General features: G+C 52.5%; 17 protein-coding genes. 9 read left to right on the forward strand and 8 right to left on the reverse strand.

The features are described 5' to 3' along the window. Positions 1–30: 30 nt before the first annotated feature. Positions 31–342: an iron donor protein CyaY gene (gene cyaY, locus GCE9029_RS23285; protein ID WP_046305549.1), complete on the reverse strand. Its 312-nt coding sequence runs from the start codon at positions 340–342 to the stop codon at positions 31–33. A 74-nt stretch (positions 343–416) separates the two neighbouring features. Here cyaY and lptM point away from each other — a divergent pair, with 74 nt between their 5' ends. From lptM to GCE9029_RS23310, 6 genes are read left to right on the forward strand one after another with little or no spacing between them, the layout of a single operon-like run. After that, positions 417–578: an LPS translocon maturation chaperone LptM gene (lptM, locus tag GCE9029_RS26150; RefSeq protein WP_082804424.1), complete on the forward strand. Its 162-nt coding sequence runs from the start codon at positions 417–419 to the stop codon at positions 576–578. A gap of 24 nt (positions 579–602) precedes the next feature. Continuing rightward, positions 603–1,856 (forward strand): diaminopimelate decarboxylase, encoded by a 1,254-nt coding sequence (gene lysA, locus GCE9029_RS23290; RefSeq protein ID WP_002539664.1) that lies wholly within the window; start codon positions 603–605, stop codon positions 1,854–1,856. Positions 1,857–1,866: 10 nt separating this feature from the next. Next, positions 1,867–2,697, forward strand: a complete 831-nt coding sequence (gene dapF, locus GCE9029_RS23295; protein ID WP_062667396.1) for a diaminopimelate epimerase — start codon at positions 1,867–1,869, stop codon at positions 2,695–2,697. Next, positions 2,694–3,368, forward strand: a complete 675-nt coding sequence (locus tag GCE9029_RS23300) for a DUF484 family protein (RefSeq protein ID WP_002539666.1) — start codon at positions 2,694–2,696, stop codon at positions 3,366–3,368. The genes dapF and GCE9029_RS23300 overlap by 4 nt, the downstream gene beginning before the upstream one ends. Further along, positions 3,365–4,282 (forward strand): tyrosine recombinase XerC, encoded by a 918-nt coding sequence (xerC, locus tag GCE9029_RS23305; protein ID WP_062667398.1) that lies wholly within the window; start codon positions 3,365–3,367, stop codon positions 4,280–4,282. Before GCE9029_RS23300 ends, xerC begins: the two co-directional genes overlap by 4 nt. A 23-nt stretch (positions 4,283–4,305) precedes the next feature. Further along, positions 4,306–5,022: an HAD-IA family hydrolase gene (locus GCE9029_RS23310; protein WP_062667400.1), complete on the forward strand. Its 717-nt coding sequence runs from the start codon at positions 4,306–4,308 to the stop codon at positions 5,020–5,022. Here the strand turns inward: GCE9029_RS23310 and GCE9029_RS23315 are convergent. Genes GCE9029_RS23315 through GCE9029_RS23330 form a run of 4 tightly spaced genes read right to left on the reverse strand, consistent with a single transcriptional unit; the run spans position 5,019 to position 7,356 of the window. Next, entirely contained in the window at positions 5,019–5,456 is a 438-nt protein-coding gene (locus GCE9029_RS23315; RefSeq protein ID WP_002539671.1) for a DoxX family protein, read from the reverse strand. The two genes, GCE9029_RS23310 and GCE9029_RS23315, sit on opposite strands and share 4 nt — an antisense overlap. Positions 5,457–5,476: 20 nt before the next feature. Next, entirely contained in the window at positions 5,477–6,226 is a 750-nt protein-coding gene (locus tag GCE9029_RS23320; protein ID WP_062667402.1) for an HvfC/BufC N-terminal domain-containing protein, read from the reverse strand. Further along, complete coding sequence (bufB, locus tag GCE9029_RS23325) at positions 6,223–7,074, reverse strand: MNIO family bufferin maturase (RefSeq protein ID WP_062667404.1); 852 nt, start codon at positions 7,072–7,074, stop codon at positions 6,223–6,225. The genes GCE9029_RS23320 and bufB overlap by 4 nt, the downstream gene beginning before the upstream one ends. Positions 7,075–7,095: 21 nt before the next feature. Then, complete coding sequence (locus tag GCE9029_RS23330; protein ID WP_062667406.1) at positions 7,096–7,356, reverse strand: BufA1 family periplasmic bufferin-type metallophore; 261 nt, start codon at positions 7,354–7,356, stop codon at positions 7,096–7,098. 392 nt (positions 7,357–7,748) lie between these two features. Here GCE9029_RS23330 and uvrD point away from each other — a divergent pair, with 392 nt between their 5' ends. Then, positions 7,749–9,926: a DNA helicase II gene (uvrD, locus tag GCE9029_RS23335; RefSeq protein ID WP_062667408.1), complete on the forward strand. Its 2,178-nt coding sequence runs from the start codon at positions 7,749–7,751 to the stop codon at positions 9,924–9,926. Positions 9,927–9,995: 69 nt separating this feature from the next. Here uvrD and GCE9029_RS23340 read toward each other — a convergent pair whose 3' ends face one another. From GCE9029_RS23340 to rarD, 3 genes are all read right to left on the reverse strand, one after another. After that, positions 9,996–10,493, reverse strand: a complete 498-nt coding sequence (locus tag GCE9029_RS23340; RefSeq protein ID WP_062667409.1) for a DUF2780 domain-containing protein — start codon at positions 10,491–10,493, stop codon at positions 9,996–9,998. A 16-nt stretch (positions 10,494–10,509) separates the two neighbouring features. Next, positions 10,510–12,282 (reverse strand): gamma-glutamyltransferase, encoded by a 1,773-nt coding sequence (gene ggt, locus GCE9029_RS23345; RefSeq protein ID WP_062667411.1) that lies wholly within the window; start codon positions 12,280–12,282, stop codon positions 10,510–10,512. Between the two features lie 170 nt (positions 12,283–12,452). After that, entirely contained in the window at positions 12,453–13,352 is a 900-nt protein-coding gene (gene rarD, locus GCE9029_RS23350; RefSeq protein WP_062667413.1) for an EamA family transporter RarD, read from the reverse strand. 277 nt (positions 13,353–13,629) lie between these two features. On the opposite strand from rarD, the gene recQ reads away from it, so the two are divergent. Then, positions 13,630–15,480, forward strand: coding sequence for an ATP-dependent DNA helicase RecQ (gene recQ / locus GCE9029_RS23355; RefSeq protein ID WP_062667495.1), 1,851 nt, complete (start codon positions 13,630–13,632; stop codon positions 15,478–15,480). Continuing rightward, a complete protein-coding gene (locus GCE9029_RS23360; RefSeq protein ID WP_062667415.1) occupies positions 15,473–15,781 on the forward strand; it encodes a DUF3630 family protein in 309 nt (102 codons plus the stop codon). The genes recQ and GCE9029_RS23360 overlap by 8 nt, the downstream gene beginning before the upstream one ends. Positions 15,782–15,804 lie beyond the last annotated feature (23 nt).

Here is a 15,804-nt window from a genome sequence, read left to right on the forward strand (position 1 = left end):
TTCTTAATACACTTTAACTAAAGCGGTTTGTTACCAGTCCACGCTCTCGCCAGCATGTTTGGCGCATTCTTGCTTCACCATGTCCATAAACTCCATGCCACTCTTGCTGCACAGCCATTGGCCGTCCTGGTAGCTGAAATGAAATCCGCCTGAGCGCGATGCCAACCAGATCTCTTTCATCGGTTCCTGACGGTTGATGATGATCTGGCTGCGGTCTTCAAAATCCAGTGTCAGAACATTACCATTCGTTTCGTAATCGATATCCGCGCCACTCTCGTCGATGCCGTCTTCAATCGCCATCCATTGCTCATCAACCAGTTCATGGTATTGGCTTGTGTTCATTCTCAGTCGTCCTATTGCTTTTCAGTGCGTTGATGCGATTATAGAGGGCATTAACTTTTAGATCACTGGCAGAAATGATGCGATTAACCCTGAAACTTGCCGCGCTGGCAACAGTAGCCCTGATTTCGGCATGCGGTCAGCAAGGACCTCTTTACTTTCCAGAAGATGCACCGGCGCAAACTGAGCAGGTAAATCCGGAAACGTCGCAGGATACTCAGGAATCCACTCAGCCATAAAACTTTGGACAGGGAAGGACAACGTTGGACTACTTCAATTATCAGGATGACGGGCAACTGTGGGCAGAAGATCTACCACTGGCGCAGCTTGCAGAGCAATACGGCACACCGCTTTACGTTTACTCGCGTGCGACGCTGGAGCGTCACTGGCATGCGTTTGATAAAGCCGTGGGTGACCATCCGCACCTGATTTGTTATGCCGTGAAGGCAAACAGCAACCTTGGCGTACTGAATGTATTGGCGCGTCTGGGCTCAGGTTTTGACATCGTTTCACAGGGTGAGCTGGAGCGCGTATTGGCAGCTGGCGGCGACCCGAAGAAAGTGGTGTTCTCTGGCGTAGGTAAAACCGAGCCGGAAATGGCGCGTGCGCTGGAGCTGGGCATTAAGTGCTTCAACGTGGAATCAGAAGCTGAGCTTGATCGCCTGAACAAAGTGGCGGGCGAGCTGGGTAAAGTGGCGCCAATCAGCCTTCGCATCAACCCAGACGTGGATGCGAAAACCCATCCGTATATTTCTACCGGCCTGAAAGAAAACAAATTCGGCATCGCGTTTGATAGAGCCCGTGAGGTTTACCAATACGCGAATAGCCTGCCACACCTTTCTGTGCATGGTATTGACTGCCATATCGGTTCACAGCTGACTGAGCTGGCGCCGTTTATCGAGTCGACCGATCGCCTGCTGGCGCTGATTGATGCGCTGGGACAGGATGGCATCTCTATCGATCACCTTGATGTGGGTGGTGGTCTCGGCGTGACTTACAGCGATGAGAAACCGCCAGAGCCGTCTGACTATGCGAAAGCCTTGCTTGACCGTCTGTCGAACCATCAGGATATCGAGCTGGTGTTTGAGCCAGGTCGTGCAATCGCTGCGAATGCCGGTGTGTTGCTGACCAAGGTTGAGTTCCTCAAGCACAACGAAGAAAAGAATTTTGCCATCATTGATGCGGCGATGAACGACTTACTGCGTCCAGCGCTCTACCAAGCTTGGCAGGATATTGTTCCTGTACAGCCACGTCAGGGTGAAGCTAAAACTTATGATTTGGTAGGGCCTGTGTGCGAAACCGGCGATTACCTCGGTAAAGACCGTGCGCTGGTGCTTGAAGCGGGCGACCTGCTGGCGGTGCGTTCATCAGGTGCTTATGGCTTTGTGATGTCGTCTAACTACAACACCCGCTGCCGTGCGGCAGAAGTGATGGTAGATGGCGATCAATCCCATCTGGTGCGTCAGCGCGAGCCGCTGGCATCACTGTGGGAGTTAGAACAGGTACTGCCTGAGTAAAAGGATCCGGATGCAGATACAATTTTCCAAAATGCATGGTCTCGGCAACGACTTTATGGTCGTTGATTGCGTGACGCAAAATGCATACTTCTCTCCGGACATGATCCGCCGTCTGGCGGACAGAAATACCGGAGTGGGGTTTGATCAGCTGTTGGTGGTTGAGCCACCGTATGATCCGGAAAGTGATTTCCATTACCGGATATTTAATGCTGATAGCAGCGAAGTGGAGCAGTGCGGCAATGGTGCGCGCTGCTTTGCCCGTTTTGTGCGGATGAAAGGGCTAACCAACAAAAACCAAATTCAGGTCAGCACCAAGGGCGGCAAGATGATACTCAAGATGGACAGTGACGAACTGGTTACTGCCAATATGGGTGAGCCTATCTGGGCACCGTCTAAAATCCCCTTCCGCGCAAACGCTGAAGAAAAAACCTATATTTTACGTGTAGAAGATAAAACCCTGTTTGTGGGCGCAGTCAGTATGGGCAACCCGCATTGCGTCACCGTGGTCGATGACGTCGATACCTTTGACGTGGAAGACCTGGGTCCGCTGGTGGAATCCCACGAGCGTTTCCCTGAGCGTGTTAACGCTGGCTTTATGCAGGTGGTGTCGCGCAATGAAATCCGTCTTCGCGTTTACGAGCGCGGTGCGGGGGAAACCCAGGCGTGTGGCAGCGGTGCTTGTGCAGCTGTGGCTGTAGGTATTTTGCAGGGTTTGCTTGATGAGTCGGTAAAAGTGCACTTGCCGGGCGGCGATCTGAAAATCCGCTGGAAAGGCGCAGGACATCCGCTTTACATGACCGGTCCGGCTTCACACGTATATGATGGACAGATAACAGTATGACGGAGCTTTCCAAGCTCGAAGGGCCACTGGCTGAGGCATTGACCGAAGAAGCCGTGGCCGCTTTTCTGAAAGACAATCCAGATTTCTTCCACCGCCAACCTCAATTGGCGGCGCAATTGAGAGTGCCTCATGCTGAGCGTGGTGCGGTATCTCTCGTCGAAATCCAACTTGGTCGCTTGCGTGAGCGTGTGGCTGAGCTTGAAGAAGATATTACCCAACTGATGAGTATCGCGGCAGGCAATGAAAACCTGTTTCGCGCTTTCTCCCACGCGCACAAGGCATTGTTTGCGGCAGAAAGTGAAGACGATATTCATAAAGCCTTGCTGGAACTTGCCAACTCACTGCACTTGGTTGTGAGCCTTCGCCTCTATGACGGTGGACACCACCAATTAAACCGCAAGAGTGTGGATGCGGTGAAAGCGGCGCATTTCTGTGGCCAGCGAATCTATCTGGGCAGATTGCGCAAAGTCGATGGCGACCAGTTCGTCACCCAGGCACCTGAGCTTGGCTCTTATGCGCTGGTTCCTGTGTTTAAAGGCAAAGAACTGGGCTTTCTGACTTTTGCCAGCCAAGATGGCGGTCACTTCCAGCCCAGTATGGATACCCTGTTCGTCGAACAAATTGCCGAGCACATCGCTATCCTCCTCACCAAGTGGCAGGCGAACGAATGAGTTTGCCTGCCAGCATCGAAAAACCGCTGGCGCGATTCTTTGATTACATGATCCGCGAGCGGGGCTTAAGCCGCCACACCGAAAACAATTACCGTCAACAACTGACCGCCAGCGCCGAGTTTCTGGTGGGGGCAGGCGTGACCAAATGGCAGGATGTCGATGCCGCATGGGTGCGCCAGATTGCAGCCCAAGCCAAGCGTGAACGTCTAAAAGCGGGCAGCATTGCGCTTCGCTTGTCAGCCCTTCGCAGTTTCTTTGATTTTATGGTGTCAGACGGCGCACTGGCGGCGAATCCCGCGAAAGGCGTCGCAGCGCCCAAGCAAGGGCGCACGCTGCCAAAGAACCTTGATGTCGATGAAGTGAATCAGTTGCTGTCGGTGGATGCAGACGACCCACTGTCAGTGCGCGATCGCGCCATGATGGAGCTGATGTACGGCGCAGGACTTCGTCTGTCTGAGCTTATTGGCCTTAACGTTCGCGATGTGGCAATGCGTAAGGGGGATTTGCGTGTGATCGGTAAAGGCGACAAAGAGCGTGTTGTGCCTTTTACTGGTATGGCGAAAGAGTGGCTGTTCAACTGGCTGAAAGTGCGTAACCAACTGCTTAAAGGGCCGGAAGATGCCCTTTTCCTGTCAAAGCTTGGAAACCGTATCTCTCCGCGCAGCGTACAAAAACGTATGGCGGAATGGGGACAGAAACAGGCGGTCAGCAGCCATATCAACCCCCACAAATTGCGTCATAGTTTTGCTACCCACATGCTGGAATCTTCCGGTGATTTGAGGGCGGTGCAGGAGCTTCTAGGCCATGCTGACCTCTCCACCACCCAGGTCTATACCCACCTCGATTTCCAGCATCTGGCAAAAGTGTATGACGCCGCGCACCCCAGGGCGCGTAAGCGTAAAAACGACGATTAACCGCACTACTTCAAGGAACGCGTATGAAGTTCTATCGCCGCTGGCAACCTGTCTCTGCCATGACCTTTGACTTGGATGATACCCTGTATGACAACCGGGTGGTGATCATCCGTGCAGAGCAAATGTTGCTGGACTGGCTGGAGGCGCGCTGTCCGGCGATGGCTAATTTTGACTGGCCGCAGTGGCAAGTGATGCGCGCAGAAGTGATCACAGCGGATGCCTCGCTGGTGGGCTTTGTCACTGAAATCCGTCGTGCGCAACTTACCTTAGCGGCTTTACGCTGTGGCCTTAGTGAGGCTGACGCCAAATCTCTGGCTGATGATGGTGTAGCGTTTTTCCTTCATGAGCGCAGTAATTTTACTGTTCCGGAAGAAGCAATGCAGTTCATGGGGGAATTGGCTGAGCGCTACCCGCTGGTGGCGATCACCAACGGGAATGTTGATTGTGACAAGCTGGGCCTGACGCCGCTGTTCAAGCAGGTGCTTCAGGCTGGGCCGGATGGCGCAGCGAAACCTGATGGCGCGCTGTTTACCAAGGCGCAGTCCATCCTGAATATTCCCTCCGACACCATTCTCCATGTTGGCGATCACCTCAAAGCCGATGTGCTCGGGGCGAAACTGGCCGGCTTTAAAGCGTGCTGGTTTAACGACACAAAAACGCCACTGACATCGCAGCGGCGCGCTTCGTTATTACCGGATGTGGAAATTTCTGACCTTTCCGAGTTGCTGGTTCTCGGCTAGTTACGATTCTTCAACCAGTTATCGACTGCTGCCATACCTGGTCCCCAAATCATGGTGACGAGCAGCATCACGCCCCACATCTGGTGGTCGAAAAAGCCTTTTGGCCACAGCGCTGGATAAGACACCACGGCGACAATGTTAAAGGCAAATAGGGCAAAAGCGGCTGGGCGTGTTAAAAGGCCGAGTGCCAGGAAGATAGGCAAAATGAGTTCCGCTGCCGTGCCTAGGTAGGCCGCCATTTCCCAAGGAAGAAACGGTACCTGATATTCGTATTCGAACAGGAACAGGGTACTGTCCCAGCTGGCGATTTTGGTCTGGCCGGATTTGAAAAACACCCAGGCTACCCAGAGGCGGCTAACCAGCAGAAGAACCGGAACCAAAGGCTTCAGCGCAGATTCCATCAAGTCGTCGATTTTATTGATCACAGCGAACATGTGCGATTTCCTTTTTCTTGTTAATCACCGGCCAGTGCAAAGCTGCTGAAAACACCGTGTAGCATGGCGCCGGAAATGTGTGGCAAAAGCTCGGGGTCGATCTCCCCAAACGCGAAATCTTTACAAGCGAGGATCAGCGAGGCTTCTTCATCGCTGATAGTGGTGACACTGATCCCTTCACCATCTTTCTGCACCAGCAGGGTTTCTGGACTCATCAAATCCAGCTGATTCAATGCCTCCTCATCCTGATTGCTGACCGCTTGCCAGAGCGTGGCGACAGCAAATTCACTTTTCATCACGGCGGATGCGGGAGAAACCGTCAGCTGAATACGCGGAAAATCTTCCGGTGTTACTTCTGACAAGGCCTCGACCGGAAAAGCCTCAGGCAATGGCGCTCTGTTCACGCATTGGATATGCCATTCAATCTCAGCGATATCTGCCAGATACGGCACAGCTTCGACGATGTTGGGCAGCGTGCGAATGGTGTCAGCAAACCCGGCACCATAGCGATCGGCGCAGGCGTTATCCATGGTGGCGCCGAGTACATGGTGGCGGGCAATGGCTTGAAAGCACTCCTCACCCACCAGAGCATTGGTGACGGGATAAATATTTTCGAGGCATTCGGTCAGGGTCATCACAAAGTTGTTGCGGTAAACCTGTATCAGTGCCTCAGGCTCTGTCACGCCTTCTGCAACAGGGAGCTTGTGCGATTCATAATGCAGGGCATCGCGAAATTGATGCTGCAGTGAAGCAAGGCTAGGTGCACTCATGATGCCTCCTTCACGGATGGCGAGAGGGCTTTGACGATGCGATCGGCTTTTGCTGCTTCACCGAGTAAAACGTCCGGCGTGGGGATATCGCGATCCCATTCAATCAAGGTATGGCGCGCGCCGTGCTCGGCAATCCATTTTTCATAAAGCGACCACACAGGCTCAGACACGGGCTGGCTATGGGTATCAATCCAGATTTCCCCTTCGTCTAACTGCTTCACGGTAAAGCCGGCCAGATGAATTTCCTGCACCCACTCTGGATTGATTGCCGCGAGGTAAGTGTCTGTATCAAAGCCATGATTGAAGGCGCTGACATGAATGTTGTTTAGATCGAGCAATAGACCACAGCCAGTGCGTCTCGCCACTTCGGCGAGAAACTCCCATTCAGGAATGGTGGAGTGACTGAAGCTTAAGTAGCTCGATGGGTTTTCGACCAACATCTGGCGGTTCAGGTAATCTTGCGTCGCGTCGACATTGCGGCAAAACACCTCCAGTGCTTCTTCTGTGTAGGGCAGAGGCAGCAGGTCATTGAAGTACTCGCCGTCAACCGAGCTCCAGCTTAAGTGGTCGGAAACAAATAGGGGGTCGATAATGTCGACCAGATGTTTCAGCTTGCCAAGGTGGTGTTTATTCACCGGATCGACAGACCCTAGTGACAAACCCACACCATGGCAACTGATGTCATAGTGGCGCCGCAGTGTGTGCAGCGCCTCAAAGGCCTTAGAGTGAGGCAGGAAAAAATTCTCGCTGTGTACTTCTAACCATCCGATATCCGGGGAATGATTGAGGAAGTGATCGTGGTGTGGCTGTCTTAATCCAACGCCCACCCAAGGAGAGATTTTTTCCATACCGGGACCCTTCGATGCCAATTAAGACGAAGTGGTTGAACCGCCAACCAGACGCTCACACAGACCTTTTGGTACGACAACGAATGCGTCAGTTTGTGAGTCTTTGGTAGATGTACCCGCACAAGAGCTGTTGTTCGTTGCACAATCGTTTTTACCGGCTTTCACTACGCCATAGCATTTTTCTTTCTCTGCTGCTTGAGCGGGAGCAGCTGTCAGGGTAGTTGCACCGACAGCAAGAAGACTGGTAACAGCAGCAGCAACAGCAAAATTGGTCTTTTTCATGGTAGTTCCTCTCTTTACAGACTTTCGTCATCAAGACAATCAATAGGTTAATTGGGAAGACCCCTGTGGCACTGTTGATTCTTCAGTGCTCTTCCAAAAGGATAGGTGTCCCGTCTAAAAACTTTCGCAATCGCGGTTATTTTTTGCGCTTAATTTTCTGGTAAGAGGTCTGTTCACTTATAACTCATTGAATAGAAATGATTAAAATGGAAGGTATTTTATTGGTGGGTATGTTGGACGGTAAAAGTCCAGTCAATCATGCGTTTGTCGGAAAAAGGACTTGGAATGGATGAAGCTTCAAAAAGCAGGCGAAGACAAAGGCGTAGAATGCATCTTGAGGTGATTTGGGTATATAATCCTCAACCAGTGTATAAATAACCAGTGAATGAACGATGGACGTATCCCACCTGATTGACGGTCTGAATGACAAACAACGCGAGGCAGTGGCTGCTCAGCTTGGCAACTATCTGGTTCTCGCGGGCGCAGGCAGTGGTAAAACACGGGTGCTGGTTCATCGTATTGCCTGGTTGATGCAGGTTGAATATGCCTCGCCGTTTTCGGTGATGGCGGTAACCTTTACCAACAAAGCCGCCGCAGAAATGCGCGGGCGTATTGAGCAATTAATGCAAGGTACGGCCTCTGGTCTTTGGTGCGGCACCTTCCACGGTTTGTGCCACCGTATTCTCCGCGCCCACCATCTGGATGCAAACCTGCCGCAGGACTTTCAGATACTGGATTCAGACGATCAACAGCGTCTTCTTCGCCGCCTGATCAAAGCGCAGAATCTGGATGAAAAGCACTGGCCAGCACGTCAGGCGTCTTGGTATATCAACGCCAAGAAAGACGAAGGTCTGCGTCCGCATCACATTGATGCCCAGTTTGATCCGGTAGAGAAAACTTGGCTGCGTGTTTACGCCGCCTATCAGGAAGCGTGTGATCGAGCTGGTTTGGTAGATTTTGCTGAATTGTTGCTACGTTGCCACGAGCTGCTGCGTGATAAAGAGCATATCCGTGAGCACTATCAAGCACGTTTCCAGCACATTCTGGTGGACGAGTTCCAGGATACCAACAACATCCAATATGCCTGGCTGCGTATGATGGCGGGCAACAGTGCCAAAGTGATGATCGTAGGTGATGATGATCAGTCCATCTACGGCTGGCGCGGCGCGAAAATTGAGAACATTTCCCGCTTCCTACAGGATTTCCCAGCGGCTGAAACCATTCGTCTTGAGCAGAACTACCGTTCGACTGGCAATATCCTGAAAGCGTCTAACCACCTGATTGAAAATAACGCCGAGCGCATGGGCAAGAGCCTGTGGACGGAAGGTCAGGAAGGTGAATTAATTTCTGTATACAGTGCATTTAACGAGTTGGATGAAGCCCGTTTTGTGGTGGGCAAAATCAAAGCCTGGCAGGACGAAGGCGGCGCGCTGAATGACACCGCGATTTTATACCGAAACAACGCCCAATCCCGTGTGCTTGAAGAGGCCCTGATCCAGGCGGGTCTGCCGTACCGCATTTATGGTGGTATGCGATTCTTCGAACGTCAGGAAATCAAAGATGCGCTGGCGTACCTTCGCATGATTGGTAACCGTTTTGATGATGCCGCTTTTGAGCGCGTGGTCAATACGCCAGCACGTGGCCTTGGCGATCGCACCCTCGAAACCATCCGTCTTGCTGCGCGCGACCGTGGTGCAACCATGTGGGAAGCAAGTAACCAGCTGCTTGAAGAGCAGGTGCTGGCAGGCCGCGCTGCAAACTCACTGCGTCGTTTTGTCGAGCTGGTGAATGCACTTGAAGATGACACCCGCGAAATGGCGCTATTCCAGCAAACGGACTACGTGATCCAGCACTCTGGCCTTCGCGCTATGTATGAGGCGGAGAAAGGTGAAAAAGCGCAGGCACGCATTGATAACCTTGAAGAGCTGGTCACCGCAACCCGTCAGTTTGAAGTGCCGGAAGAGGTGCAGGAAGAAATGTCGCCACTCTCTGCGTTCCTCTCTCATGCCGCGCTTGAAGCGGGTGAAGGTCAGGCCGATGAGTTTGACGATGCGGCACAGCTGATGACATTGCACAGTGCCAAGGGTTTGGAGTTCCCAATGGTGTTTATGGTGGGTGTGGAAGAAGGCATGTTCCCAAGCCAGATGTCGGCAGAAGAAGCCGGACGATTGGAAGAAGAGCGTCGCCTTTGTTACGTCGGCATGACCCGTGCGATGAAAAAGCTTTACATCACTCACGCGGAAATGCGCCGTGTTTACGGCAAAGACATGTTCCACAAAGCGTCACGATTTATCCGCGAACTGCCAGAAGATTGCCTCGAAGAAGTGCGAATGCGCGCGAAAGTGTCGCGTCCTGCTGCAGCAACGGGGCGTTTCTCGCAAACCCAGACCCAAGAGAACTTTAACCAGACTGGATTCTCGCTTGGCCAGCGTGTGCAGCACCCGAAATTCGGTGAAGGCACCATCATCAACTTTGAAGGCAGTGGTCAGCAGAGCCGTGTACAGGTGGCGTTTAACGGGGAAGGCATCAAATGGTTGGTGACCCAATACGCCAAGCTTGAAGCAATGTAATTCGTTTTTTAAAAAAGAAAGGGTGGCTTTGAGCCACCCTTTTGTTTTTTGGCGTGTCGATATGTTGGATTAAGCTGGAGTGCCCCAGGCACTAGCCAGATCGCTGATGAGTGATTCACTCGCGCCAGCGCCTGTCAGGTGCTTCAAGATCACAGGTGCGAATTTCTGCACCATACCTGAGTCCATTCCTAGCATGTTGAACACTTTGTCTACTGACTCCATGTTCGACAGATTGCTGCCCAAATCACTTGGGATCATGCTGGTCAGTGAATCCATACCCGGTACCATTTTTAACAGTTCGCTACTTTGGTTTTCACCCAGTGTCTCGTAAGCCATTGCCAGCAGCGCACCGGCACCACCTGCAGCTTGCTTGTCGTCAACACCGAGGTCAGTGGAAAGCAGTTCAGTCAGCGGGTTGCTGGCTGTTTCGCTGCTCACGCCTTCCAGCAGGTTAGACGCTTGTTTCTCTGCACTGCCAAGCAGGCCACCCAAATCGGTTGCCTGCGCCGGGATACTCGCTGCGCCCAGTAGGGTACACAGCGCAATCATATTCACTTTACGCAACATTCTTTTGCTCCTGGCGTTATTCCGCCACAACTAAACCTTCGCGCCTTGGGTCAGCTCCGCCTACCAAGGTGCCGCTACCGATAACAATACCGTGTATACCCGAGGTTAAGTCACGAATATTGACTTCATATCCCATTGCTTCAAGCGCGGGCTTGAAACTTTCTGCATCCGTCCCGGCTTCAAGATCGTAGGTGCCGAAACGATTTACAAGGTGAGGCAGGTCGATGGCAGACTGCATGTCGAGTCCCCAATCGAGGTGCGCAACAAGGGTTTTAGCCACATAACCTATAATGCGGCTACCGCCAGGTGAACCGACTGCCATGTATGGCTTGCCATCGCGCATCACGATAGTTGGCGACATGGATGAGCGGGGGCGTTTGCCCGGTTCAACACGGTTAGCAATCGGATACCCGTTAGCATGGGTTTTGAACGAGAAATCTGTGAGCTCGTTGTTGAGCAAGAAGCCTCGTGTCATCAGGCGTGAGCCAAACCCGTTCTCGATGGTGGTGGTGATGGATACGATGTTGCCATCTTTATCCACAATCGAGAAATGGCTGGTGGAAGGCAACTCAATAGACTCGTCATCGGCAAGTTTTGGCGCAACGCTAGCGTGGCTGAACTTGGGCTCACCTGGGCTAACTTCTTTCATTGCTCCTTCGGCTGGGATCAGCTCGGCGCGAGCTTTGAGGTATTCCGGAGCCAGCAGGCCTTCGGCTGGAACCGGCACAAAATCGCTGTCGGCGATGTAGCGGCCGCGGTCTGCAAACGCCATCCTTGAGGCATCCCCAATCAAGCGCCAGCTTTCAGGATTGTCTTTACCCAGTGACTTCATCGGGAAGTGGCTCAATACCCCCAGAATTTGCCCCACTGTAATACCGCCAGATGTCGGTGGTCCCATGCCACAAATACGGTACTGGTGGTAAGGCGCACAAACAGGTTTGCGCTCTACAATGCGGTAATCTGCCAGATCTTCTTTGCTCAGAATGCCCGGGTTGCCCGCGGCGTTTTGCACTGTCGCCACGATGTCAGCGGCAATCTCACCTTCGTAGAAGTTATCAATGTCCTGAGCGACCAGTTTTAAGGTGTCAGCATACTCCTGATTCACCAGACGGTGACCGACAGTGAGCGGATTCCCATTGTCGTCAAAGAAGTACTGATAGGTTGACGGGTAGCGGCGGAGTCTGTCGGCATCGCCTTCAATCAGGCCCGCCAAACGTGGTGAGACTTCAAAGCCACTCTCTGCCAGTTCAATGGCCGGCGTTAGCACTGCGCGCCACGAAAGGTTACCAAATTTGGCGTGGGTATCGTGCATCAGGCGTAATGTACCCGGTGTGCCCACAGAGCGTCCACCGACCACAGCATCATAGAATTTCAGCGGCTCGCCATTTTCATTTTGGAACAGGGTCGGCGTCGCATCTTTTGGCGCGGTTTCGCGTCCATCAAAGGTGGTGAGCGCCTGTGCATCACTATCCCAATACACCAGCAGTGCACCGCCGCCAATCCCTGAGCTTTGTGGTTCAACTAAACCGAGGACTGTTTGTATTGCTACCATGGCGTCAATGGCATTACCGCCTGCACGCAACATGGCTTCACCGGCTTTACTGGCATGTGGGTTGGCAGAGGCCACCATCCACTCTTTACCTTTCACGGCCTTGCGCATCACGCTACCGGTCGCGAGCTCCGGCGCAACGGCGTCAGCGGCTTCACCCTGGGTGGTGGCGGCAGCAGGAAATGCGAGTGCAAGGCTGAGTGCCAGTGCGGAAAGAAAAGGGGTAGGGTGCTTTTTCATTTTAATTCCTTTTAACGCCCAAGAGTTGGACTTTCAGTATAGTCCGCAAAAGGAAGAGAAGAGTGTCGGATTATCGAGGCATGAAGATGAATTTTTCCCGTTAAGGCAGAGAGATAGCGGGAAAATGAATAGGAAATTAAAACGGCACCTAGAGGCGCCGTTTTAAATGCTTAGCGATTCGCTCGCGGTTTATTTCGCTGCCTCACTGCATCGAAAGTAAAGATCGCGAGTGCCGTCCAGATAAAGGCAAAAGTGGTCGCCTTATCTGTCGTGAATGGCTCGTTGTAGAGGCCAACGGCCAACATAAACATAATGGTTGGGCCGATATACTGGAAAAAACCCAACGTTGAGAGACGTAATTTCGTCGCTGCGCCGTTAAAGCAAAGCAGTGGCAGTGTCGTCACCACACCGGCAGCGATCAGAAGGAGGTTCAATCCCCAGCTGTTTTGCATCATGTCAGAGGTGGTGCTGCTGGCGATAAACAAAAGGTAAATCAGCGACACAGGCATCAACACCAGAGTTTCGATGAAAAGGCCGGTTGCGGCATCGACGTTTATCTTCTTACGCAGCAGGCCATAGCAGCCGAAACTACAAGCCAGTACCAGTGCGACCCAAGGCAGTGAGCCAAAGGTGATGACCTGAATGGCCACGCCGAGAAATGCCAAGGTTACGGCAACCCATTGCAGCTTTCTGAACCGCTCACCAAGGAAGACCATACCAAGCACCACATTGATCAATGGGTTGATGTAGTAGCCGAGACTGGCATCGAGCATCAGATCATTTTTCACCGCCCAAATGAAAATCAGCCAGTTGGCGGCGATCACCACGGCAGTAATGGTGAGAAGGCCAAGACGTTTTTTATCTTTCAGCAGCAATTTGACGCGCGCAAGACCACCGCTCGCATGAAGAATGAGGGCAAGGAAGAAGAAAGACCAAATCACGCGGTGCACCAACACTTCCATTGGTGGTACATCAGTTAGAGCCTTAAAGTAAAGCGGAGCGACGCCCCACATGGTGTAAGCGCCCAGCGCCAGCATCACGCCGCGGCGGGTTTGTTGCGCATCATTCACTGCGAAATCTCTACATCTAAAAACGCGAAAGAGCAAAAACCGCCTGATGGCGGTACGTGCAGCGAAAAGTAAGGGCTTGATGCGGATTTTTCCGGTGAATGCCCAGCATCCACATCATATATAAAAGTTTTTGCTGCTTTGGCCAGTATATGGGCTTCCCTTTTTGAAGCACACCTTTTCTGTTGAGAAAAATTGAACTGACAGTTCGTCGTCGTTGACCTTTTATCCATGCTCCGCTGCGTTTAGAATGAGCGGCTATTAAATGATGAGAGGCTCTATGACCGTTACCGATTCGGCCGAAATGACACCACCACTGGCGCACGACGAAACTGTTCTGCAGGAAGTGTTCGGCTATCACAGTTACCGCGACGGTCAGAAAGAAATCATCGATGCCGCAGTTGGCGGGCGTGATTCATTGGTGATCATGCCAACAGGTGGTGGCAAGAGCCTCTGTTATCAAATCCCTGCTCTGGTGCGCGATGGCCTCACTATCGTGATCTCGCCTCTGATCTCCTTGATGAAAGATCAGGTCGACCAATTGCTGGCGAACGGCGTGCAAGCAGCATGTCTTAACTCTTCGATGAATCCAGACGAGCAATCGGCCACGTGGCAATCGCTGCGCAATGGCTCGCTCAAGCTGTTGTATGTATCGCCAGAACGTATTCTGATGCGTGATTTCATCGAGCGCCTGCAGTCGGTAAACCTTGGCCTGATTGCGGTCGATGAAGCGCACTGTATTAGTCAATGGGGACACGACTTTCGTCCTGAGTACGCTCAGCTTGGAAGCCTGAAGCAGCATTTCCTCGAAGTGCCTGTGATGGCGCTGACCGCAACGGCAGATGACACCACGCGTCAGGATATCTGCCAACGTCTGGCCCTCAATGACCCGCACATTTATCTTGGCAGTTTTGACCGTCCGAATATCCGCTACACCTTGGTGGAAAAGCACAAGCCTCTGGCGCAATTAACCCAGTTTCTGGCAACCCAGTCTGGTCAGAGCGGCATTGTTTACTGCAACAGCCGTAAACGTGTCGAGCAGGTGGCAGAAAAGCTGATTGGCAGTAATATCCGCGCTGCGGCTTATCATGCAGGCATGACTAACGAGCAGCGTGCCTGGGTGCAGGAAGCGTTCCAGCGAGATGATGTGCAGATAGTCGTCGCGACAGTGGCTTTCGGCATGGGCATCAACAAACCCAATGTGCGTTTTGTGGTGCACTACGACATACCGCGCAATATCGAATCCTACTATCAGGAAACCGGCCGCGCCGGGCGTGATGGCCTGCCCGCAGAAGCGGTAATGCTCTACGACCCATCAGACATTGGCTGGTTGCACCGCTGTTTGGAAGAAAAACCGGACGGTGACCAAAAGCGGGTGGAAAGCCACAAGCTCAATGCCATGGGCGCATTTGCCGAAGCGCTGACATGTCGCCGTCTGGTGCTGCTGAACTACTTTGGAGAGTATCGCGAGAAACCTTGCGGCAACTGCGATATCTGCCTTGACCCGCCGACGCTGTTTGATGGTACTGAACAAGCGCAAAAAGCCCTGTCCTGTGTTTACCGCGTGAACCAGAACTTCGGTGTGGGCTACACAGTCGAAGTGCTGCGTGGGATGCAGAATCAGCGTATCAAGGAATACGGACACGAGAAGATCAGCACCTATGGTCTGGGGAAAGAGTTCAGCCATGAATACTGGGTCAGCATTTTCCGTCAGCTTATCCACCGTGGTTATCTGGTGCAGAACATCGCCCGAAGCTCTGTGCTGCAATTGACCGAAGAGGCGCGTCCGTTGCTTCGCGGGGAAATTGCGCTAGAACTTGCAGTGCCGAGATTAGGTCTGTCGCCACGTAGCAAAGCTGACAAGCTTGGTAAGCGTAACTACGACAAGAAGCTGTTTGCCAAACTTCGTAAGCTCCGTAAAGCGATTGCGGATGAAGAAGACATTCCACCATACGTGGTCTTCAACGATGCCACCTTGATTGAGATGGCAGAGATGATCCCGACCTCACAGGGTGAGCTGCTGGCGGTGAACGGTGTCGGTCAGCGCAAGCTTGAAAAATACGGCAACGTATTCCTCGATGTGATTGAAGACCATATCACCCTCAATGACGATGAGCCGAGTTATGGATAACCCTACTTTCCGTCTTTCCCACCATGACAGCGAAGCAGGTCGGTTGGTGCTGGCTGCAGATGCGCTGGATTTTGATAATGCCGAGCAACATCTGATGGCGTTTTGCCAACTGATTGACGCTAAGGTCACTGAAAAACAAACCGACGCGGACTTATTAAGCTGGCTTATCGACTTTGAAGGCGTGCCATTTATGCTGCGTGCCGAGCATTACAGCGCCAGTATTTGGCTGGAAAGGCTGGGCGCTGAAGGTGATGAAGAGCTCGCCTTTCTCAACAGCTGGCTAATAAAACAGCTTGGTTAAGCCGCATTAGAAACTGACCAATT

Source organism: Grimontia celer, from assembly GCF_900055185.1.
Taxonomy (GTDB): Bacteria; Pseudomonadota; Gammaproteobacteria; order Enterobacterales; family Vibrionaceae; genus Enterovibrio; species Enterovibrio celer.

Coding starts and splice junctions, on each gene's coding strand:
- GCE9029_RS23320 (WP_062667402.1), bottom strand. CDS start 6,226: ATGAGTGCACCTAGCCTTGCTTCACTGCAGCATCAATTTCGCGATGCC.
- dapF (WP_062667396.1), top strand. CDS start 1,867: ATGCAGATACAATTTTCCAAAATGCATGGTCTCGGCAACGACTTTATG.
- GCE9029_RS23310 (WP_062667400.1), top strand. CDS start 4,306: ATGAAGTTCTATCGCCGCTGGCAACCTGTCTCTGCCATGACCTTTGAC.
- lptM (WP_082804424.1), top strand. CDS start 417: ATGATGCGATTAACCCTGAAACTTGCCGCGCTGGCAACAGTAGCCCTG.
- GCE9029_RS23300 (WP_002539666.1), top strand. CDS start 2,694: ATGACGGAGCTTTCCAAGCTCGAAGGGCCACTGGCTGAGGCATTGACC.
- recQ (WP_062667495.1), top strand. CDS start 13,630: ATGACCGTTACCGATTCGGCCGAAATGACACCACCACTGGCGCACGAC.
- cyaY (WP_046305549.1), bottom strand. CDS start 342: ATGAACACAAGCCAATACCATGAACTGGTTGATGAGCAATGGATGGCG.
- GCE9029_RS23315 (WP_002539671.1), bottom strand. CDS start 5,456: ATGTTCGCTGTGATCAATAAAATCGACGACTTGATGGAATCTGCGCTG.
- bufB (WP_062667404.1), bottom strand. CDS start 7,074: ATGGAAAAAATCTCTCCTTGGGTGGGCGTTGGATTAAGACAGCCACAC.
- ggt (WP_062667411.1), bottom strand. CDS start 12,282: ATGAAAAAGCACCCTACCCCTTTTCTTTCCGCACTGGCACTCAGCCTT.
- GCE9029_RS23360 (WP_062667415.1), top strand. CDS start 15,473: ATGGATAACCCTACTTTCCGTCTTTCCCACCATGACAGCGAAGCAGGT.
- uvrD (WP_062667408.1), top strand. CDS start 7,749: ATGGACGTATCCCACCTGATTGACGGTCTGAATGACAAACAACGCGAG.
- GCE9029_RS23340 (WP_062667409.1), bottom strand. CDS start 10,493: ATGTTGCGTAAAGTGAATATGATTGCGCTGTGTACCCTACTGGGCGCA.
- xerC (WP_062667398.1), top strand. CDS start 3,365: ATGAGTTTGCCTGCCAGCATCGAAAAACCGCTGGCGCGATTCTTTGAT.
- GCE9029_RS23330 (WP_062667406.1), bottom strand. CDS start 7,356: ATGAAAAAGACCAATTTTGCTGTTGCTGCTGCTGTTACCAGTCTTCTT.